The organism is Myxococcus sp. NMCA1, assembly GCF_026810205.1.
Classification (GTDB): domain Bacteria; phylum Myxococcota; class Myxococcia; order Myxococcales; family Myxococcaceae; genus Myxococcus; species Myxococcus xanthus_A.
The window spans coordinates 1,651,420-1,672,642 of the sequence record NZ_CP113950.1 but is presented as its reverse complement, the minus strand read 5'-3'; the positions used below and the strand labels follow the sequence as shown (position 1 = coordinate 1,672,642).

At 69.5% G+C, this 21,223-nt stretch carries 15 protein-coding genes; 5 read left to right on the top strand and 10 right to left on the bottom strand.

What is annotated here, in order from left to right; translation table 11 throughout:
* Positions 1 to 3: 3 nt before the first annotated feature.
* Positions 4 to 1,647, top strand: coding sequence for a YifB family Mg chelatase-like AAA ATPase (locus OZ403_RS07130; protein ID WP_268783766.1), 1,644 nt, complete (start codon positions 4 to 6; stop codon positions 1,645 to 1,647).
* 15 nt (positions 1,648 to 1,662) lie between these two features.
* On the opposite strand, the gene OZ403_RS07125 is transcribed toward OZ403_RS07130, so the two are convergent.
* Positions 1,663 to 3,039 carry an NAD(P)/FAD-dependent oxidoreductase gene (locus OZ403_RS07125; RefSeq protein ID WP_268783765.1) on the bottom strand — a complete coding sequence of 459 codons (1,377 nt, stop codon included), beginning with the start codon at positions 3,037 to 3,039 and terminating at the stop codon, positions 1,663 to 1,665.
* Between the two features lie 292 nt (positions 3,040 to 3,331).
* Here OZ403_RS07125 and recA point away from each other — a divergent pair, with 292 nt between their 5' ends.
* Positions 3,332 to 4,360, top strand: coding sequence for a recombinase RecA (gene recA, locus OZ403_RS07120; protein WP_140788487.1), 1,029 nt, complete (start codon positions 3,332 to 3,334; stop codon positions 4,358 to 4,360).
* Here the strand turns inward: recA and OZ403_RS07115 are convergent.
* From OZ403_RS07115 to pssA, 4 genes are all read right to left on the bottom strand, one after another.
* Positions 4,357 to 4,866, bottom strand: coding sequence for a DUF1285 domain-containing protein (locus tag OZ403_RS07115; RefSeq protein WP_268783764.1), 510 nt, complete (start codon positions 4,864 to 4,866; stop codon positions 4,357 to 4,359). The genes recA and OZ403_RS07115 overlap by 4 nt on opposite strands.
* A gap of 57 nt (positions 4,867 to 4,923) precedes the next feature.
* The gene (locus OZ403_RS07110) at positions 4,924 to 6,453 is read right to left on the bottom strand and encodes a hypothetical protein (RefSeq protein WP_268783763.1); all 1,530 of its coding nucleotides are present in this window, start codon (positions 6,451 to 6,453) and stop codon (positions 4,924 to 4,926) included.
* Positions 6,450 to 7,715 (bottom strand): CinA family nicotinamide mononucleotide deamidase-related protein, encoded by a 1,266-nt coding sequence (locus tag OZ403_RS07105; RefSeq protein WP_140788482.1) that lies wholly within the window; start codon positions 7,713 to 7,715, stop codon positions 6,450 to 6,452. The genes OZ403_RS07110 and OZ403_RS07105 overlap by 4 nt, the downstream gene beginning before the upstream one ends.
* A 111-nt stretch (positions 7,716 to 7,826) precedes the next feature.
* Complete coding sequence (gene pssA / locus OZ403_RS07100; RefSeq protein WP_140788481.1) at positions 7,827 to 8,693, bottom strand: CDP-diacylglycerol--serine O-phosphatidyltransferase; 867 nt, start codon at positions 8,691 to 8,693, stop codon at positions 7,827 to 7,829.
* 93 nt (positions 8,694 to 8,786) lie between these two features.
* Between pssA and OZ403_RS07095 the strand changes: the two genes are divergently transcribed.
* The gene (locus tag OZ403_RS07095) at positions 8,787 to 9,950 is read left to right on the top strand and encodes an alpha/beta fold hydrolase (protein ID WP_140788480.1); all 1,164 of its coding nucleotides are present in this window, start codon (positions 8,787 to 8,789) and stop codon (positions 9,948 to 9,950) included.
* 40 nt (positions 9,951 to 9,990) lie between these two features.
* Here OZ403_RS07095 and OZ403_RS07090 read toward each other — a convergent pair whose 3' ends face one another.
* Entirely contained in the window at positions 9,991 to 11,322 is a 1,332-nt protein-coding gene (locus OZ403_RS07090) for a hypothetical protein (protein WP_268783762.1), read from the bottom strand.
* 610 nt (positions 11,323 to 11,932) lie between these two features.
* Between OZ403_RS07090 and OZ403_RS07085 the strand changes: the two genes are divergently transcribed.
* Entirely contained in the window at positions 11,933 to 12,202 is a 270-nt protein-coding gene (locus OZ403_RS07085) for an HU family DNA-binding protein (RefSeq protein ID WP_002635502.1), read from the top strand.
* Between the two features lie 66 nt (positions 12,203 to 12,268).
* Here the strand turns inward: OZ403_RS07085 and OZ403_RS07080 are convergent, their stop codons facing one another.
* Both OZ403_RS07080 and ltaE read right to left on the bottom strand, forming a co-directional pair.
* The gene (locus tag OZ403_RS07080) at positions 12,269 to 13,231 is read right to left on the bottom strand and encodes a M23 family metallopeptidase (RefSeq protein ID WP_268783761.1); all 963 of its coding nucleotides are present in this window, start codon (positions 13,229 to 13,231) and stop codon (positions 12,269 to 12,271) included.
* Positions 13,232 to 13,329: 98 nt separating this feature from the next.
* The gene (gene ltaE / locus OZ403_RS07075; protein ID WP_268783760.1) at positions 13,330 to 14,355 is read right to left on the bottom strand and encodes a low-specificity L-threonine aldolase; all 1,026 of its coding nucleotides are present in this window, start codon (positions 14,353 to 14,355) and stop codon (positions 13,330 to 13,332) included.
* Positions 14,356 to 14,384: 29 nt separating this feature from the next.
* Here ltaE and nth point away from each other — a divergent pair, with 29 nt between their 5' ends.
* A complete protein-coding gene (nth, locus tag OZ403_RS07070) occupies positions 14,385 to 15,140 on the top strand; it encodes an endonuclease III (protein WP_140873622.1) in 756 nt (251 codons plus the stop codon).
* Here the strand turns inward: nth and def are convergent.
* Positions 15,094 to 15,627 carry a peptide deformylase gene (gene def, locus OZ403_RS07065; protein ID WP_140873620.1) on the bottom strand — a complete coding sequence of 178 codons (534 nt, stop codon included), beginning with the start codon at positions 15,625 to 15,627 and terminating at the stop codon, positions 15,094 to 15,096. The genes nth and def overlap by 47 nt on opposite strands.
* 89 nt (positions 15,628 to 15,716) lie before the next feature.
* A complete protein-coding gene (locus OZ403_RS07060) occupies positions 15,717 to 21,221 on the bottom strand; it encodes a response regulator receiver protein (protein ID WP_268783759.1) in 5,505 nt (1,834 codons plus the stop codon).
* Between the last annotated feature and the right edge of the window lie 2 nt (positions 21,222 to 21,223).

The following is a 21,223-nucleotide window of genomic DNA, read 5'->3' as shown; positions in this document are numbered from 1 at the left end:
GTCATGTTGGCGAGGGTGCGGTCGGGGGCGTTGATGGGTATCGACGTGGTGGTGGTGGAGTGTGAGGTCGACATGGCGCTCGGCCTCCCCTACTTCAACGTCGTGGGGCAGGCGGAGGGCGCGGTCCGGGAATCGAAAGTCCGCGTCATCTCGGCGCTGAAGAACACGGGCTTCGAGCTTCCTCAGAAGCGAATCACCGTGAATCTGGCGCCCGCGGATTTGAAGAAGGAAGGCGCGGCGTTCGAGCTGCCGATTGCATTGGGCGTCCTAGCGGCGGCGAAGCTGATGGATGAAGCCCCGCTGGGACGGCTTCTCTTCGGAGGCGAGCTGTCCCTGGACGGAACGCTCCGCCCCATCAAAGGAGTGCTTCCGTTGGCGGTGGCGGCGCTCAACGGCGGCTTCGAAGGCGTCATGGTGCCCTGGGCCAATGCCGCGGAGGCCGCGCTCGTCGAAGAACTGCGCGTCTTTCCCGTGAAGACCCTGCGGGAGGCGGTGGACCACCTGACGGGGGCCTGCAGCATCACGCCGTACACGCGGCAGCGTGAACCCAGTCTTCTGGCGCCCACGGGCCAGGCACCTGACATGTCCGATGTCCGTGGGCAGGCCGACCTGAAGCTCGCCCTCGAAATCGCCGCGGCGGGAGGCCACAACGTCTTGATGTCCGGGCCCCCGGGCTCGGGGAAGACGATGCTGGCGCGGCGCCTGCCCGGCATCCTTCCGGAGATGACGTTCACCGAGGCCATGGAGGTGACGAAGGTCTACTCGGTGCTGGGCTTGCTGAGCGAAGGCCACGCATTGATGCGCGAGCGCCCCTTCCGCGCGCCCCATCACACCCTCTCCGACGCGGGCCTGGTGGGCGGCGGCCTCTCGGCGAGGCCTGGCGAACTCTCGTTGGCGCACAATGGCGTGCTCTTCCTCGACGAGCTTCCGGAGTTCCGGAAGAACGTGCTGGAGGTTCTGCGCCAGCCCATGGAGGAAGGCGTCATCCACCTGGCACGCGCCAACCAGAACATCACCTATCCCTGCCGAGTCATGTTGGTGGCCGCGATGAACCCCTGCCCCTGCGGCTACTACAACGTCCCCAGCCGCTCCTGCACTTGCGGTGAGCAGCGCGTCTTCGACTACATGACGCGCGTGAGCGGGCCCCTGTTGGACCGCATCGACATCAGCCTGCAGACGCGCCCGGTGGAGTATCACCACATGGCCCGCTCGACGGTCCAAGAGCCCTCGAGCCGCTACTACCGCGAGCGGGCCCAGGTCGCGCGCGAGCGTCAACGCGCCCGCTATCGCGATGAGCCGGGAATCCACTGCAACGCGCAGCTTCCCGCGCACCTGCTGCGCCGGTACTGCGCCATGAGCGAACGGGCCGAGCACATGCTGCAGCAAGCGGTGCGAATGTTCGGCCTGTCCGCGCGAGCCCATGACCGCATCATGAAACTGGCGCTCACGCGGGCAGACCTCGAGGGACGCGACCGCATCGACCAGACCGACATGCAGCTCGCCATCAATTGCCGCATGCTGGACCGGCGAGGGGCGATGCAAGGCAAGCTTCACGGAGCCCGCCCTGCCCCTCCGCCCGAGGACGCCGCCTGGCGGAACACCGGGCCCTCCGGCAGGGCCAGCCCGCTGGAGGACCTGGATGGCTGAGGGCCACCGCGCGCGTCAGTGCGTCACGGGCGTCGCGTGAGACGCCGTCGTCTGGAAGTGGGTCTCCGGGATGGACGGTGTCTCTCCACCCTCCGGCAAGGCGTGAGTGGGCTGGAGCCGGTCCAGGCGAGGCGCAGGGCCGGTGATGATGCGCGCCGACTTGCCAAACGTCAGGTACGAGTAGGCCCAGTTGAGCAGCACCGCCAGCCTGCTGCGGAAGCCGATGAGGAAGGTGATGTGGATGAGCAGCCAGGCCAGCCAGGCGACGAAGCCCGTCTGCTTGAAGCGACGGAAGGCAATGCCCACCGCGTGGCCTCGGCCAATCACCGCGTAGGAGCCACGGTCCCAGTACGAGAAGGGCTCCATCGGCTTGCCCTGCAACTGGCGGCGGATGTTGTGGGCGGCCTGCTTGCCTTCCTGCATGGCCACGGGAGCAAGGCCTGGCACCGGCTTGCCCTCCGCATCATTGAGCGACGCCAGGTCGCCTACGACGAAGACGTCGTTGTGGCCCGGCACGGTCAGCTCGGGCGTGACCAGGACGCGCCCAGCGCGGTCGAGTTCGACACCCAGCGACCGTGCCACTGGCGACGCCGCCACGCCCGCGGCCCACAACACCGTCCGCGCGGGGATGAACTCCTTGCCGATGAAGACCCCTTGCTCGGTGATGTTGGTGACCCGAGCCCCCGTGCGGACCTCCACCCCCAGCTTCTCGAGCGTGCGGCAGGCCTTCTGTGACAGGTCATCCGGATAGACGGGGAGGACCCTGTCCACGCCCTCGATGAGGATGATGCGCGCATCCCGCGGGTCGATGTTCCGGAAGTCGCCTGGAAGCGAATGCCGGCTGATTTCCGCCAACGAGCCCGCGAGCTCCACCCCCGTGGGGCCGGCTCCGATGATGACGAAGTTGAGCAGCGAGCGGCGAATCTCCGGGTCCGTCTCCCGCTCCGCCAGCTCGAAAGCCACCAGGATCCGCCGGCGAATCTCCACCGCGTCCTCAATGGACTTCAGGCCGGGGGCGAACTGAGCCCAGGCGTCATTGCCGAAGTAGGAGTGCGTGGCTCCCGTGGCGATGATGAGGTAGTCGTACTTCAGCTCTCCGTCCGAGAGCAGCACGCGCTTGCCGGCGGTATCCACCCCCGTCACTTCCGCCAGCACCACCGCCACCTGATGGGGCCCCACCACCGCCCGGAGCGGCGCCGCAATCTCGCTGGGACTCAGCGTCGCCGTGGCCACCTGGTAGAGCAGAGGCTGGAACAGGTGATGATTCTGCCGGTCCACCATCGTGACACGCACGGGTGCCTTGTAGAGATGGCGGGCGGCGTAGAGGCCGGCAAAACCACCGCCGAGGATGACCACGTGGGGCAGGTCTTCGCGCTTTGATTTCGGGCTCACGCAGGGAAGGTCATGCCTGCCCAGCCCATCTTCAACGCAAAGCGCCATCCGCTATGCCGCCAAGCGTGGGCTCCCATACTTGTTTCTCATGCGACTCCCGGGATGGCGTGCGCACACTCCACACTCCTGGACACACAGCCACGTACCCGGACGCCTGCACTCCCGTCTCTGAGGGGGGAGCGGGCGGCACAGGCGTTGCTCACCTGTCTGCCCGCCGCGCTGACGGCGCCATGACGGCGTCCCTGGATGCGGCACCCAACACAGCAAGGGCGGCGAGGGAGTGACAGACGCGATGAGCAAGCTGGCGGAGAAGCTGAAGGCGGTGGCGGCGGCGGTAGCGAGCATCGAGAAGCAGTTCGGACGAGGCTCGGTGATGACGTTGGGCGGGGAAGCGCGCGAACAAAAGGTCGCCGTCATCCCCTCCGGCTCGGTGGGAGTGGACCGCGCGCTGGGCGTGGGCGGCTATCCGCGGGGCCGCGTGGTGGAGGTCTTCGGGAACGAGTCCTCGGGCAAGACGACGCTCACCCTGCATGCGATTGCCCAGGTGCAGGCGGCGGGAGGCGTGGCGGCCTTCATCGACGCGGAGCACGCGCTGGACGTGTCCTACGCGCGAAAGCTGGGCGTCCGTGTGGAGGAATTGCTCGTGTCGCAGCCCGACACCGGCGAACAGGCGCTGGAAATCACCGAGCACCTGGTGCGCTCCGGCGCGGTGGACCTCATCGTCGTCGACTCGGTGGCGGCCCTGGTGCCGCGGGCCGAAATCGAGGGCGAAATGGGAGACGCGCACATGGGTGTCCAGGCGAGGCTGATGAGTCAGGCGCTGCGCAAGCTGACGGGCGCGGTGAGCCGCTCGGGCACGTGCATCATCTTCATCAACCAGATTCGGATGAAGATTGGCGTGATGTTCGGCAATCCGGAAACCACCACCGGTGGCAATGCGCTGAAGTTCTACGCATCCGTGCGGATGGAGATTCGCCGCACGGGCAACATCAAGGACGGTGATGCCGTCGTGGGCTCGAAGGCGCGAGTGAAGGTGGTGAAGAACAAGGTCGCCCCACCCTTCCAGGAAGCGGAGTTCGACCTCATGTACGGCAGCGGCATCCACCGCGTGGGGGAAGTGCTCGACCTCGGCGTGGCCACGGGCCTCATCGAGAAGTCGGGGAGCCACTTCAGCCTGCGCGGAGAGCGCATCGGCCAGGGCCGGGAGCGCGCCGCCGAGTGGCTGCGCGAACATCCCGACGTGCTGGAAGCGCTGGGCAAGGAGATTACGGGGACCTCCGCCCTGCCCTCCTCGCCCGCGCCGGTGGAGGTCGCGGCCTAGACGGAGGACGCCAACGCGTCCAGTTCGACCGGGACGGCGAGCTTGCGCTGACCGACATTCAGCACGAGCCCGCCGTCGGGCCCTTCCTCCAGGAGCTGTCCGAGCTGATACTGCGCGTCGCGCGAGAGGCGCGCATGGGCCCGCCCCTGCTTCACTCGGCAGGACAACACGCCGTCCGCGTCCAGATGCAGGCTGGCGACGTCCAGCGCCTCGGCGGTGCGGTCGCTCAGACGCACAGACACCCGCTCGTCGGGGGTGACGTCCACCGTCCGGACCTCGTAGGCGGCGCCTTCCACCTGGATGAAGCACCAGTCGTTGCCAATGCGGAGCTGGTAGCGGTCCGCGTCGTCCAGCACGAGCGAGGCGTTGAAGAGCTCGATGATCTTGGGATGGAGGATGGGCTCGTCGTCGTGCCACCAGCGCATCCTGGCGTCGAGGCGGATGCCGCTGTCCTCACGGGTATGCCAGCGCTTGCCGGGGGGCGGCTGTCCAGTGGGTGGTTGCATGACGTCTCTCATCTGCGCGTGGAGCGCGAAGGATTCAAGCCCATGAAGCGTGGGGCGCTACCAGTTCCGGACAAGTTCCGTGTAGCCGCGGAAGGCCACGGCCCCCCAGAAGTTCACCAGCACGCCAAGCGCCACCGCGGCCAGCACCGCCCGATTCCGCAGGGACCAACCACTCAATGCGAAGAGCAGGAGGAGGTAGGGCGTGTAGTCGAGGCTGAACCGGAAGCCGAACTGCATGTAACCGGTGTTCTGATAGAAGAGCCCAGGCAGCGCGCACACCGCCACGGTGAGCCACACCGGCCAATGCAGGCGCGGGCGCGTCTTCGGCACCAACAGGAAGACGAGCAGCGGCAGCGTCAGCAGCAGCGTCAGCCCGTGCGGGTCATATCCCAGCTTCAGCGGAGACAAGGACACCGAGGGCAGCTTGAAGAAGGCCGCCTCCAGGTTTCGTGGCAGGTACTCCCAATTGAAGAGCCCCGTGCGGTCGATGTCCACGTTGACGCGGTTGTTGAAGAGATACGCGTGCCCGAACTCGCTCAGCCGGCCGTAGCGGTAGACGTTGTACGCGGCCGCGAGCCCCGCCAGCGGCGCGGCGCCCAACGTGAAGAGGCCCAGCTTCTTCGCGGCGGGCTTCCAGTTCCGCGCCAGGGCCTTGAGCTGCGCCAGGCGAGGCTCCGGCCCGGGACACAGCGCCTCCAGCACGAAGAAGAGCCCCGTGAAGAGCAAGGGCGTCCGCGTGAGCGTCGCCATGGAGAAGAACAGGCCCGCGAGCAGCGGACGATGCGCCCGGACGGAGTTGCGCACGTAGAGACAGGTGAGCGCCACGCCCATCACCTCGGCGCTGAACCAGACCTCTCCCCGGATGGCGCAGTAGAAGAACAGGGTGCCGAAGGCGAGGATGAGCGCCAGGGCCACGTTCTCATTGCGGTTGCGCTCCGTCTCCCCTTCCTTCGCCAGGAAGCGCAGCAGCGAGAAGAAGAGCGCCACCGCCAGCGCACCGACGATGACGCCGAACGAAGTGTCGTTGAACTGGTAGCCGTGCAGTGCGACGAAGGGCAACATCGCCACCGCGGGGAAGGACGGGAAGCTCACGAACCAGCGGTCCGTTGGGAGCGGGCGTCCGGTGCAACGGACCTTGTCGCCGTTCACCATGCGGACGCAGGCCCAGTCCTCCATGTTGGGCAGCACCTGCGGGTCCACGTCCAGCCGCCCCTCCAACCAAGCCTGGGCCTGGTAGACGAAGTGAGGCGCGGCGCTCTGGCGCAGGAAGCGCTGGGAGCTGAAGCTGGCGAGCACCACGAAGGCGACCACGAACAGCACCACCTCGACGCGGTAGGCGGACAGCCACACGCGCGCGACGTTCAGCGGCAGGCCTCCCGACACGGGGGTGCCCGGTGCGGACGCGGGCTCGGGTGACACCGAAGGCGAGGCGGCGTCAGGCTCGGCGGAAGGGGCTGGCGCGCTGGCGGCTGCGAGCCCCGCCTCCTGGTGCGGAGCGATGGGCGCGACCGATCCTGACGTGGCCGGATTGGAAGCTCCCGGTTCGGAGGAGGACGGACGGGGGCGCTTGGACTTGGAACGGCTCATGGGGTGGCGGGCGCGGCGAGCAGGTGCTGCCGCAGCATTTCAAGCGTGTGGGAAGCGGCGAACAGGCGCACGCGGTCGCGGTCGCCGGTGACAGAGATGCGCTCACAGCGGGTGGGCACGCCAGGCGCCGACAGCGCGCAGTACACGGTGCCGACGGGGTCCTCCGGCGTGCCGCCACCAGGGCCCGCGTATCCCGTCACCGACAGGCCGTAGGTCGTGCCGCAGGCATCGCGCACGCCCTCCGCCATGGCTTCCGCCGTCTCGCGCGAGACAGCCGTGTGCCGTGCGAGCACGTCGGGAGGAACGCCCACCCATGCGGATTTCATCTTCTCCGAATACACCACCGCGCCGCCGACGAAGACCTCGCTGGAGCCCGGCACGGCCGTGAGCTGCTGGGCGATGAGGCCGCCGGTGCAGCTCTCCGCCACCGCCAGCGTGGCGCCCGCCCGACGAAGCGTTTCGAGGACCACCGCGGCGTACGCTTCCGAGTCCACACCGAAGAGCTTCGTGCCCAACATCTGGCGGCACTCCACCTCCACGGCGGCGAGCGCGGCATCCGCCTCCGACTGGGAGGAGGCCTCCGCCATCAGCTTCAGGTGGTTTTCGGGGGCGTGGGTGCGGAAGCCGAACACGATGCGGGGATGCCGGGGTCCCATGGGGGCAACCGCCATGTCGAGCTCCGACTCCGGGATACCCACCGTGCGCAGCAGCCGGAAGGCCCGGTAGGTGCGCTCGGGGCGGGCGTCCAGCGTCGCGCGGATCCGCGGCAGCACCTCGCCCTCCAGGAGCGCCTTGAACTCACGGGGCACCCCTGGAAGGAAGAACAACTGGGCGCCACCCAGCTTCATCACGACGAGCGGGGCGGAGCCCTCGGGGTTCCTCACGGGCTCGGAGCCCCGGGGGACGCGGGCCATGCGCAGGGCGCTCGGGTTGGGAGACAGACCTCGCGCGGCGTAGCGCTGGTGCAGCCAGTCGAGGACCTGGGCATCCTCCTCCAGCGGCACACCCGCGGCCTCCGCGGCACATTCGAGGGTGAAGTCGTCCGCCGTGGGCCCCAGTCCTCCCGACACCACCACCACGTCCGCGCGCGAAGCGGCTTCCTTCAGCGCCTGGGTGATGTCCGGCCGCACGTCTCCCACCAGGACCACGCGCTCCACCTTGACGCCAAGGTCGAAGAGGCGGGCCTCCAGGTACGTGCTGTTCGTGTCCGTAATGAGGCCGGTGACGAGCTCGTCACCGGTGCACAGCAGCTCGACGCGCATGGGCCGCGCATCCTAGCGGCAGCCGGACGGCTGGGCACGGACCGAAGCGCACCCAAGCCGCAACGCCCCCTGGTCTGGAAGGGGGCCGAGCGGGAAACAGCGTCCTCCAGGTCAGAGGTACGCGGGCCCGTCGTTGCCCTGGGTGGACTCCGCGTCCTCTTCTTCCTCGTCGTCGATGACCGTGGCCACCGCGACCGCGGCCACCGCGCAGGGGTCCGCCACCTTGCGAGCGACCAGCCGGCTGCGGACCAGCACCGCCGACTCCACCAGCCCCAGCGCGAGGTAGGCGCCGCAGCACGCCACCAGCACCCAGGCCGGGTGCAGCTGCGTGGCGATCACCGTGCCGCCCACCACCACGAGCATGAAGGCCAGCGCGCTCTTCCGGTTGGGCCGCGTGTCCTTGAAGGTGCGGTAGCGCACCGTCGACACCATCAGCAGCGCCAGGCCCGCCACCGCCACCGCCATGGGCACCACGGCGCTCTCGGCCAGGGGCTCCCCCTGCGTCGCCGCATGGTGGGAGATGATGACGGAGACCAGCATTCCGGCCGCTACGGGGATGGGCAGGCCTACGAAGAAGCTGCCACCGCCTCCGTGCGGGTTGCGCGCCGCCAGCACGTTGAAGCGCGCCAGACGCAATGCGCCACAGGCCGCGAAGGAGAACGCGATGAACAGCCCCATGAAGCCCAGGGGCTCGAGCGCCCACTTGTACACCAGGAGGGAGGGCGCCGCCCCGAAGGAGATGACGTCCGCCAGACTGTCGAGCTGCACGCCGAAGTCGCTCTGCGTCTTCGTCAACCGGGCCACCCGGCCATCGAAGCCGTCGAAGAACATGGCGAAGAAGATGGCCAGGGCCGCCTGGTACAGCTGCACCGGTTCGGCGTCCCCCGTGCACAAGGTGATGGCGTAGAAGCCGCAGAAAATGGACGTGACGGTGAAGAGATTCGGCAGCACGAACATCAGTTTCCGCAACTTCATCATTCCCTCGACTTCCTCTGATGGCCGTGACTTCCCGGCGGCAGGACGGCGGGTGAACCGACCTTAGCAGGGTTTTATTTTTGAAAAGGAGGATGCATGGACTCTTCGCAGTGGGTGGTGTGGGTACTGGTCGCTGGGGTCGCACTCGTTCTGTGGAACGTCCTTTGGGTCGTGGCCGTGCGACGATGGTACCGACCCAGGGCGGAGTTGCCCCAGGTCCTCCGCGCCCGCTGCGAGGACGGATGGGAGCTGGTGATTCACGCGCGACGCGCGGCCGTGCGCCGGTTCGAGGAACCCGTGCTGCTGTGCCACGGGCTCGCGGCGAACCGGTTCACCTTCGACTTCGAGCCCCCCTACTCCGTCGCGCACTACCTGACCGAAGCGGGTTTCGACTGCTTCAGCGTCGAGTGGCGCGGCACCGGGCACTCACGCCGGCCGCCTCGAGGCCGGAGGTACACGGACTTCACCATCGACGACCACATCCTCCAGGATGGACCCGCGCTGTTGGAGCTGGCGTTGAAGGAGACGGGTGCGAAACGCGCCTTCTGGCTCGGCCATTCCCTGGGCGGGCTGGTGGGCTACGGCGTCGCGCAAGGCCCGCACGGGGAGAAGCTTGCGGGGTTGCTCGCGCTGGGCGCTCCCGTGCACTTCAAGTCGGAGCCCTTCCTGCGCACGCTCATCTCCATGGGCGTCCGTGCCGCCTGGCCCGCACGCTTCCGGCAGGAGTGGATGAGCGCCAGCCTCGCGCCCTTCCTGGGCTACGTCACCCTGCCCCTGTCGGACCTGCTGGTGAACCCCGAGCACATCCCTCCGCGCATCCAGCGGCAGGTCTACGCGAACATGATGTCGTCGATGAGCCGCAAGGTGCTGCTTCAGTTCCAGGACTGGATTGAGCACGACATGTTCCGCTCCTTCGACCGCACGAAGGACTGGCGCGCCGGTATCGCACAGCTCCAGCTTCCGCTGCTCGTCATGGGCGGCAGTTCGGACCGACTGGCCACGCCGACCAACGTGGAGTCGCAGTTCGCGCTCGCCACCGCGCCCGACCGCACGCTCCACATCTTCGGCACGGACCACGGCGACAAGATGAACTACGGGCACGGGGACCTCATCTTCGGCACCGGCGCGCCAACCGAAGTCTACCCCGTCATTCGCGAGTGGCTGGAGCGGCATGCCTCCGCCCTGCCCGCCGCCATCACCGACCCCGCTCCCGACCCAGTGGAAGAGGAGCCTCGCGAGCCGGAGCGCTCCGTCCCCTGAGCATCCAGCGGGATGGAGCAACCGTTGCTGTCGTGCCGGTTCACTTCGGACTGGCGTGGACACAGCGCGCCGACAGGCCCCGCGTGTCCTCGGAGCGGAACGCCTTCAGGTGCACCTGCGTGGCGCCCTCGCACTCCGCATGGATGAACCCCGTCTCCAGGCCACTCGCGGAGAGGGATTCCACACGCAGCTCGCCGTTTCCCAGAGCGCCCAGCGCCGTCGCCGCCCCTTGAATGTCCACGTTGGCGGCGTTCATGCGCGCCAGGGTGTCCGTCAGCAGGCCCACGTACCCGCAGGTCTCCAGCTTCGCGCCCCGCAGTGACACGCGGGCATTCTGCGCCGCGAGGACACACGCGCCCTGCGCATCGCGCACCACGACGCCCTCCACGTCCGCTTCGACCTGGCGCAGGTGCAGGCCATCCCCGGTGACACCGTCCGCTGTGTGCACCCGGCGGATGTCCACGTCACGGAGCCGCAACTTCCCACCCAGCGCCATCACCCCGTACTCGGCGGCGCCGTCCACCCGAACGCCCTGGACGTCCAGGTCCCCTCCCGAGAACTGAAGCCCACCATAGGCGCCGCTGTCCCGCACCACGATGTCCCGGAGCCGGACGCGTGACATCAGCAGTCCCATTCCGGCCCGAATGGCCCGCACCGACGTGAAGCGGTGCACGTCGAGCATGCGTGCTTGCATGGAGGACACGCCGTACTCGTGCCCCGTCACGGAGACGTCATCCAGGATGAGGGTGCCGTCCATCACCGAGAAAGCCGCCGCCTGCCCACCTTCCGCGGTGGAGCGCCGCACCTCAGCGTACGCACCGTCCACGCCGACCGCTGTCGCGGCACCAGTGAACTGGAGGTCCTCCAACGTGGCCCGCACGTCCGCGCCGCGCAGCCGCACGGCTCGACGATAGGGGCCGGTGAAGGTGCTCGCTCGGATGTGGGCCTCCACGATGGCTCCGGCATGTTTCGGGCCTTCCTGCTGCCCTCCAGCGCCCGTGGCGGCCTCGCTGTCGTGAGGCGCCTGCATGGATCCGTCCGTGTTCGACAGCACCTCGGGCTTGGACGAGGCGTCGTGTGGGGACGATTGCTCGCCGCTATCCGGAGACGCGGCCCGTCCGCTTTCGAGCAGCACCCCCACCGTGGCCGCTCGCGCCGCCTCGAACCGGCTGTCCTCCACGTCCAGCCGCCCGGCCTCCACGCGCACCGCTCCCGTCACCTGCCCGCTGAAGCCCACTCGCGTCAGCCGGACATGGCCGCCGTCCGTGAGCTCCAACCCCCAGAGCCCACCCCGGACGACAAAATCCGACAGATCCGCACCTTCACTCACCTGAATGACCGTGCGAGCAGCGCCCTCCGCTTGCAGCACCACCCCCGGCCCCTGCCCCTCCACCCGAACTCCGGGTGGGATCAGGAACGGCCCTGTGTAGCGCCCAGGGGCTACCCGCACGGTCAGGGCTCCGGGCCGCGCCAGTGCCTCGCCGAGCTGGCGCAACGGGCGCTCACGCGAGCCGTCGCCAGGCTCCGCGCCAGCTGCGTCCACCCAGAGGGTGCCGGGGGCCGTGGACGACGCGGTTGGTTGGGCCTCGCGATGCGAAGGGATCCGACAGGCACTGGCGAGCAGCAGGATCAAGGGCAGGAAGGTTCGAAAACGCACGCAAGCAAGCATCCTAGCGCCTTCCCGCCGGGGCTCACGCGAACGCGATCAGACCCCCTTCACAAGTGATCAATATTCCAAAGACTTTCTTCAAAACACGATCACACACAGCTTTTTTCCAATTCACCGCGAGTAGGTCGCGCTGATGTATCGGAATCGACTCTCCACGCTCTTCCTACGCCCGGTGTTTCAGAGGGCCAACTTTTCGTCTGGAGGCCGATTTTCCGGCTCCAAACCGCGGCCGGCATTGACAGGGAAAAGAGCGATTTGTTACCACCGGCCGGGTTAAAGCACTTCAAGGCCAGACAACGGACGGAGGGGCGTAATGACCAAGGCAGAACTCGTCGAGGTGGTGGCGGCGCAGACACGTCTCACCAAGAAGTCGGCGGCGCAGATCCTCGACATCGTCTTCACCAATATCGGTAAGGCGGTGAAGAAGGACGCCCGCTTCAGCTACCCCGGCTTTGGAACCTGGTCGGTTCGGTCGCGCAAGGCTCGCAAGATTCGCAACCCCCAGACCAACGAGATGATGAAGCTCAAGGCGTCGAAGACGATCGGCTTCCGGCCCGCCAAGGAGTTGAAGAACTCCCTCTAGGCCACCGCTGAGGGATTTCGCGCAGGGGCGCTCACCCGAAAGGGGGCGCCCCTGTTGCATTGCGGGCTAGCGGCTTACGGGCCCACGGGCTACCGACGGCACGGGCTCCGGAGGCGGCTCCGCGTCACCCAGCGCCTCCAGCGGGTCCATGGGCTGGCCGTCACGCCACAGCTCGAAGTGGAGGTGGACGCCGGTGGCCAGCCCTGTCTCCCCTGCCAGCCCCACGGCGTTGCCTCGCTCCAGCACCTCGCCAGGGTCCACCAGCACGCGGGACAAGTGGCTGTAGCGCGTCACCCAGCGACCCTCATGCTGGATCTCCACCTGGAGGCCATGGTCGCCATTGTGGCCCGCACGCAGCACCACGCCCTTGTCCGCCGTGTAGATGGGCTGGCCTTGCGTCGCGGCCAGGTCGACGCCCAGGTGGCGCCGGTGCACGCCTGTCACGGGGTGCCAGCGGTAGCCGAAGAGGCTGGTGACGGACACCGGCTCCACCGGCCAGGAGAAGCGCGGAAGCGCATCCTCGGCCGGCTCGGGCGGCTGCTCCAGGCGGCGCAGCTCGGCGGTGCGCAGCGCCAGTCGGCCCACGCGCAACACCACCGCCTCGGCCAGCGGGGCCGGCATGTCGCCATAGGTGAAGCCGTCCCGCTCCAACTCGGCTTCCAGGACGCTCTGGGCCTGCAGCAAATCACCCGAGCCGACGCGCGGCGCCGAGGGACGCGACAGGAAGCCGTCCAATGCGAAGGTCACCTGCTCCCAGTTCTCCACCTGGGCGGCGGGCATCGTCCCGCCTCGCGCCACCTGCTGACGAAGGCCCTGTGCTCGCGACGCGAAGGCGGCGAGCACGGCATGCAGCTCCGGAGCAGTCTCAGGCGCGGGCGGTCGCACTCGGAGGGGCGCTGGCGCTGCATCTGGCGCGCGCGACCGTGAAGCCGAGGTGGCGTAGAGCTCCTCGAAACTCATCTTCGGCTCCGCGCCACGGGTAGCGCAGGCACAAGCTGTAGCGAAGGCGAGGAGGCTGAGGCGGCGCACGGCGGCGCGAGCCTACCATGGCCCGCCCGGAGCGCTCCTTCCCCCCGTGTGCGCGCCCAGGGATGTCCGCGGGCGCGCGTTTCACCCCAAGGCTGTGCTCAGCCCACGGCGCGGCGGATGCGCTGCAGGGCTTCGTCGATGTCGGCAGCGGACACATCCAGGTGGGTGACGAGGCGCAGCGTCCGCGGAGCGCCCGCGGGGTTCGTCAAGACCCCGTGCTGCTCCAGTTGCGCCACCATCTCCAGAGCGGACTGGGAGAACTCCGCGAAGACCATGTTGGTCTCCACCCGCGAAGTGTCCACCTTCACGCCGGGCAGCTCCGCCAGCCCCGCGGCCAGCCTGCGGGCGTTCGCATGGTCGTCCGCCAGCCGCTCCACATGGTGCTCCAGTGCATGCAGCGCGGCCGCCGCCAGGATGCCTGCCTGCCGCATGCCACCGCCCAGCCGCTTGCGCAGCCGGCGCGCCTCGCGAATGACGTCCGCGCGCCCCGCCAGGGCCGAGCCCACCGGAGCGCCCAGGCCCTTCGAGAAACACACGGACGTCGTGTCCGTCAGCGCGGCCCAGGCGGACACCGGCACGCCCAGGGCGACACCGGCGTTGAAGAGCCTGGCGCCATCCAGGTGGACGGCCAGCCCCGCCTTGCGCGCCGCTTCCACGACGGCTCGGAAGCGCTCCACCGGCCATACCGAACCACCCCCCCGGTTGTGCGTGTTCTCCAGCGACAGCAGGCGCGTGCGCGGGTTGTGGATGTTGTCCTCGCGCACGGCCGCGCTCACGTCCACTGGCGACAGCAGACCGCGCTGTCCTGGCAGCGGCTGCGGCTGCACGCCCCACAAGGCGGGCACCGCGCCTCCTTCGTAGTGGAGGATGTGGCTCCCTGCTTCGGTGAGCACCTCGTCGCCCGCCCGGCAATGCGCGCCGACGGCCAGCTGGTTGGCCTGCGTACCCGAGGGCACGAAGACGGCGGCCTCCAAGCCGAGCCGCTCGGCCACCAGTGCCTCCAGACGGAGCACGGTGGGGTCTTCGCCATAGACGTCATCCCCCACTTCGGCTTCGGCGATGGCGCGCCGCATGGCGGCCGTGGGCTGGGTGACGGTGTCGGAACGGAAGTCGATGCGCTTCATGAATCTCCCCGAATGGGTGCGTCCAACCGGTGCTTGGGCTCGCAGCCGGTGTGACATACAACGGCGCCGTGCCTGGACGTGAGACGGTCGCGGAGAAGCGAAAGCGCGCGTTGCTGGTGATGGACCGCCTGGCCGCGGACATGCCGGATGCCCGCATCGAGCTGGACTACCGGACGCCCCTGGAATTGCTGGTGGCCGTCATCCTCTCCGCGCAGTGCACGGACAAACGCGTCAACATGGTGACGCCTGCCCTCTTCCAGCGCTTCTCCGACGCCCAGGCCTATGCGAAAGCAGAACCGTCGGACGTGGAGCCCTTCATCCGCACCTGCGGCCTGTACCGCGCCAAGGCGAAGAACATCGTCGCGGCCGCCCGGTCGCTGGTGCAGGAGCACGCCGGGCAGATTCCCTTGCAGCGGGACGCGCTGGAGAAGCTGCCAGGCGTGGGCCGCAAGACAGCGGGCGTGGTGTGCATCCACCTGGGAGGCGACGCGGCCTTCCCCGTGGATACGCACGTGAAGCGGCTCGCCTTCCGGCTCGGGTTCACCACGAAGGCGGACCCGGACAAGGTGGAAGCCGACATGCAGGCCGTGCTGCCGTCGGAGCGGTGGACCCTGGGCCACCAGCTCCTGGTGTGGCACGGGCGGCGGACCTGCTTTGCCCGCTCGCCCGCGTGTGAGCGCTGCGTCGTCGCGGACCTGTGCCCGAAGAAGGGCGTGAAGGTCCAGAAGGACGCGGGCGCTACGGAGACGCCGGCGCGCTCGCCTCGCGCTCGCGCGAAGTCTTGAGGCGCTTCATCCGCTTGCGGATGAACTCGCGCTTCAGGGACGAGATGTGGTCCACGAAGACGGTGCCGTTGAGGTGGTCCGTCTCGTGCTGCACCGCGATGGACAGCAGCCCGTCACAGCGCAGCGTCTGCTCCTGGCCGTCCGGGTCCAGGAACTTCACGGTGACCACGGCGGCCCGGTCGACATCCGCGGCCTCGCCGGGGATGGACAGGCAGCCTTCGTTGTAGGTCGTGTCGCCTTCCATGGCGATGATCTCCGGATTGATCATCGCAATGGGCTTCAGCTCCGGCTGGCTGTGCGTGGTGTCCAGCACGATGACGCGCTGGAGCACGCCGATTTGCGGGGCGGCCAGGCCCACGCCTTCAGCGGAGTACATCGTTTCGAACATGTCCTTCACCAGCGTGCGGGTGGAGTCATCCACCTTCGCCACCGGCTTGGCCTTCTGCTTCAGGACAGGGTCGGGCCAGATGAGGATCTCGCGGACCATGGACGCCGTCTTAATCTCCCCGGAGCGGACGGGCAACCGCTCCGGGTGGGCCTCCCTGCACTCCCGGGAGGCCGTCCGTCCGACGGGCGTCAGTCGAGCAGGCTTCGGGCGTACTCCGCGCGCAGCCGGTCGTCTCCCAGGGCCTGAGCGGCCTCGGCGAGCACGGTGCGAATCTGCTGTGCGCGGTGCTGGAGCGCCGGGTCGGGGTGCCCCGCGAAGCGCAGCGGGTGGAACTCGGCGGCCAGCAGCTCGTAGGCGCGCTTGACCTCCTCGCCCCCCGCCGAGCGGGCCAGCCCCAGCACCGTGAAGTAGTCCGCGTCCTGGATCTCCTCGAACTTGGATTCCAGGCGCCGGACGTCCAGCTCCGGCGGCAGGTCCCCGGCGTCTTCGTCCGTGGCGGGCGCCAGCGAGACGAGCCCCAGCGTCCGCGCCACCGCGAGCGACTTCAAGGCCGAGTCCTGCGGCAGCCCCGCTCCCAGGAGCAGCGCCTCCAGCGTGTGCTCTCCATCCACCTGGGACAGGAGCTGGAGGTCCCGCGAAGGCAGGCCGAAGTCATCCGGGGCCAGGTGGATGTCGCCGCGAGTGACGCGCGCGCGCAGGCTTCCGGCGGCCTCCAGCAGGGATTCGGAGGTGAGGGTGTTGCGCAGTGCCTCGGCCAACAGGTGCAGCGGCGGACGCGTGGCGGCGGCGAGCGCCACCTCGTGCGGCGCTGGCTCCGGCACCAGGCGGTAGAGCGTCGAGGGCTCCGCCAGCGCGTCCAGGAAGACCTGCTCGGTGTAGCGCTGGACCAGGGGCACGGCTTCGGATTCCCGCAGGTAGCCCCGGCCCCGCAGCGCGTCCAGCAGCGCGGCCGTGGTGGCGCTGCGCACCAGCCGCAGCTCCCCTTCCTGTCGCGCGTCGATGAGTCCGTCCGCGCGGGCCCGGTCGACCAACGACTCCCCCTGCGCGGAGGAGACGGCTCCCACGAGCGCTCCATCCCGCAGCCAGAGGACGCGCAGGGCGTTCATCACCTTCAGCTCCAGCCGCATCTCCATGCGGGCCTCGCAGAGCCGGAGCACCAGCTTCGTCAGGCCATCCTGGGTGACGCTGCCACTGCGGGCCACGGCCAGCTCGGGTCTGCCGGGAGGTGCTTCCAGGGGAAGCATGGATGCTCGGGCCTGTGCGGCGGCCTCCTCCGCGTCTCGGAGCGCGCGCTCCTCCAGTTCCAGGCGCTCGCGCTCGGAGCGGGCCCGCTGTTCGGCGGACTCGGTGCGCAGTGTCTCCAAGGCTTGCTCGAGGGACTCGCGTGCTTCGCGCTCCTTCGCCAGGTTCTCTCGGGACTGCTGGTGCTCGAGGCGGAGCGCGGCGAGTTCCTCGGAGATTCTGGCGTTCTCCGCGAGGAGCCGGGACTCGGATTCGTTGCGGGCACGGGACTCTTCTTCGAGCCTGGATTCCAGCGTCGTGCGCTGCTTTGCCTCCGCGTCCAGGCGGACTTCGAGGGCCGTTCGGTGGCGGCCTTCGGCCTTCGCACGGGCGGTCGCTTCGGCTTCGGCCTGGGCGGACTGCTGGACGCGGGCTTCGGCCTCGGCACGGCGCTTCGCCTCGGCATCGGCGCGGGCTTCCGCTTCGGCACGGGCCTGGGACTCGGCTTCGGCCTGGGTGACGCGGTGTTCTTCTTCCGTTCGGGCGCGTGCCTTCTCGGCGGCGAGGGACTCTCCTTCTCGCCTGGCCTGTGCTTCCGCTTCGGCGCGCTGCTGGGCCTCCTGCTCGGCGCGAGCTTCCGCTTCGGCACGGGCCTGCGCTTCGCGTTCGGCGCGGGCTTCGGCTTCGGCACGGGCCAGCGCTTCACGTTCGGCACGGGCTTCGGCTTCCGCGCGCCGCTCCGCCTCCGCGGTGGCCTGGGCTTCAGCCTCCGCGCGTGCCTGGGTCTCCGCCTTCGCTAGCACCTCGGCTTCGGCGCGCAACGTGGCTTCGTGCTCGGCACGTGCCTCGGCTTCTGCTCGAGCCTCGGCCTCACGGGAAGCACGCGTGTCCGCATCGGTTCGCGAGGACGCCTCGCTTTCCGCACGGACCTCGATTGCCGCACGCAGCTTCGCCTCGCGCTCGGCGCGGGCCTCGATTTCGGACCGTGCGGCCACCTCGGCTTCTGCTCGGGTCTCGGCTGCGGCTCGGGCCTCGGCCTCGATTTCCGCGCGGGCTTCGGCTTCGCGTCGCGCGACGGCCTCAATTTCGGTTTGGGCCTCCGCGGCTTGTCTTGCGGCGGCCGCTGCCTCGGCGCGGGCCTCCGCGGCTTGCAATGCGGCTACTGTGCTCTCAACTCGGGCTTCGGCCGCTTGCTGCGCAGCGACAGCATTCTCGGTTCGGGCATCCGCTTCTTGCAATGCGGCCGATGCGCTCTCGGCTCGGGCCTCGGCGTCCTTCAGTGCGGCTGCCGCAATCTCGGCTCGGGCCTCGGCGTCTTTCAGCGAAGCTGTCGCTCGCTCAGCGCGGGCTTCGGCCTCAAGTCGTGCAGCGGCTTCTTGCTCCGCACGGGCTTCGGCCTCCGTCCGGGCCGCAGCCTCGCTGTTAGCCTGGGCCTCCGCGTTTGCACGTCGCTCCGCTTCTTGCTGAGCCCGGGCTTCCGCCTTCTTCGCGCGAGCCTCCTCATTCGCACGGGCCTCCGCTTCCTGTCCGGTGCGCGCATCAGACTCGGAGGTGACGCGGGCTTCCACTTCCTCACGTGCGCGTGCCTCGGCGTCGGCTCGGGCTTCCGCCGCCTGGCGAGCCAACGCCTCGGCTTCAGCACGCGCCTCAGCTTCCACTCGCGCCGTTGCCTCAATCTCGGCTCGCGCCTCTGCCTCCGCACGCGCCGTGGCAATGGACTCCAGACGCGCCTCAGCGTCCACACGGGCCGCGGACTCAATCTCCGCCCGCGCATCCGCCTCAGCCAGGGCCGTCGCGACCGATTCAACCCGGGCGTCGGCCTCGGCGCGCGCCGTGGCCTCAATCTCCGACCGCGCCGAGGCTTCGGCAAGCGCTGCCTCCGCGGACGCAAGCCGTGCTTCGGCATCCACGCGGGCCGCGGATTCAATCTCCGCTCGGGCCTCCGCTTCGGCTAGCGCAGTGGCCACGGACTCCACACGGGCGTCCGCACCGACTTCCGCCTGCACACGCGCCTCGGCGTCCGCCAGAGCCCGAGCAGCCAGTTCCGATTGGGCTTCCGCTTCCGCCAACGCACGCGCAGCCAGCTCCGCGCGCGCCTCGGCCTCCGCCTGTGCACGCGCCGCCAGCTCCGCACGCGTCTCTGCTTCCTCAAGGGCTCGCGACAGGCTCCGCGCACGCGTATCCGCTTCGAGCCGGGCCTGTGCCTCCACATCAGCACGGGCCTCCGCGGCCTCGCGGGCACGGGCTTCCGCGTCGATACGCGCTTCCGACACCGAGGTCAGGTCCTCGGCGGACTCGACCCGGCTCTCCGCGGCCTGACGGGCCTTGGACTCCGACTCGGCGCGGGCCTCCGAAACGACACGCCCCGCGGCCTCTGACTCCAGGCGCGCTTCGAGCGCCTGCAACGCCTGCGTGCTCGCCGCTGCGCGAAGCTCCGCTGCCTCACGGGCCTGCGTCTCGGCCTCCGCACGGGCCTCCGCGTCGATGGCCCGCAGCTCCGCCTCCGCGCAGGCATCCTCGAACTGGCGGACCTGGGCCTCGACCTCGGCGGTGAGCGTCTCCGCTTCCTCACGGAGCCGGACTTGCGCTTCCAGCTCCTCGCGCAGCGCCGACAGGTCGCCAGTCTCCTGCGCGTCGCGCGCCAGGGCCGCCCTTGTGGCGGCGTCCATGGACGAAGGCGACTCCCGCTGACGGAGCCCTTCCAGCTCCGCCTCGGCTTCCGCCCGCAGCAAGGACTCCCGCGAGTGCTCCTCTTCTTCCGCCGCGAGCCGCTCCTGGAGCCCCTGGACCTGCTGCGCGAGTTCGCGGCGCAGCGCGGCTTCCCGCTCCAGCGCCTCGGTGACGGCGCTCACACGCGCGTGAGCTTCCTCGAGCTGGCGCTCCGCCTCCTCCTGCTGAGCCTGCCACTGCGCCATCAGCGCGGGGACCGCGAAACCACCGGCGCCCGGGGCGGGCGTCTCGGCGACGGGCGGCGCCTCTGGCGCGGGGCTCGACGCCTCCGCATCCGAGTCGAACCAATCCTCCCCGATGCTGCGAGGCTCCTCCTTCGGCGTCTCGGTGGACTCCCCGTCGAACCAGTCATCCCCCACGCCCGACGCCTGCGGCGCCTCGTCATCCTGGGACTGGGCTGACGCGGATTGCAGCTCCGCCTCCAGCAACTCCCAGTTGGACGCGGAGACCGCCGCCGCGTCCGGCTCCTCAGCGGCCTGTTCCGGTTCCGGCGTGCCCGCGGGCTCACCGAGCGCCGCCTCCGTGCCCCACGTGTCTTCCGTCTCCGATGACGGCGATTGCGGCTCGGCGTCCACCGCCTGCTCGGGCTCGGGCTCCGTGGACGGCGCCTCACCGGGTACATCGCCCGCCACATCCCCCCTCGAGCCCACACGCCCAGCGTGCGCCATCTCGGGGTCCGGAGGCAGCTCCGTCCAGGGCGAGCCCTCCGTGCTCACGGAGTCGAAAGAAGGCCCCCCACGCATGGCGGCCAGCTCCGCCTCCGCCGCGGAGAGGGCGTCTCCCGTCGGGCCCTCCGGCGTGTCGACGTCGAAGAACCCCTCATCGCCCAACCGAGGCGCCAGGGCCGCCGTGCGCATCGAAGGCTGAGAAACAGCCTCCTCCGTCCATGCCAGCCGTCCCACCGGCGGCGCATCCTCAGCCGGCGCGGCGTCCTCTCCCTCAAGCCCCGCGGACGCTCCCTGCGCGTCGTCTCCGGGCACCTCGGCGGCCGTCTCAGCGTCCACCGCCGAGCCCCAGTCCTGCCCCTGCGAAGGCTCGCCCCACCCATCCGCCGCGTCCGGAGCAAGCGCCGAGTCGATGGAGGCCATCGCCTGGGCTTCCACCTCCAGGTGCGCCCGCTCCATGGCGGTGTCCAGGTCGCGCGTGCTCTGACGCTCGCGTTGCTGCGCCGCCTCGTGGGCGGAGCGCTCCGCGTCCGTCATGGCCGCCAGCTCCCAGTCCGTCTGGTGCAGCGGCGCCAGGTCCCCGAAGAGCGCATTCGCCAGCGCGGGGTCGCCCGCCACCGAGGGCGGCGGGGTCGCGTGCCAGGACTCCGACTCCGCACCCGTGGCCGCCGAGACACCACCACCCGACGGAGGCAGCTCCCGGTTCTCCACCACGTGCCAGGCGTCCGCATCCGCGGGAGCCTTGACCAGCGAATCCACCAGTTCGACGAAGGCCGCACCTTCCAGGGGCAGCTGGGCCACGGGGGCGCTGAAGCCGGGGATGGACTCGCCCAGGAGCAGCACCCGGGCCGACTTGCCATCCGGGTGCTGGAGCAACTCCTCCAGCACGAGGTGGCCCCGGCCACTCTCCACGCCGGGCGCGAGCACGAGCAGCACGGGCAGGTGGTGCCCGTACGCAATGAGGGCATCCGCGGCGGAGGTGGCGAGGATGACCTCGTACCCTTCACGCGTGAGCAGGCGCCGCACGGCGGCGATATTGGCGATGTCGTCGTGGACGAGAAGGACCGGTGCGCCCATGG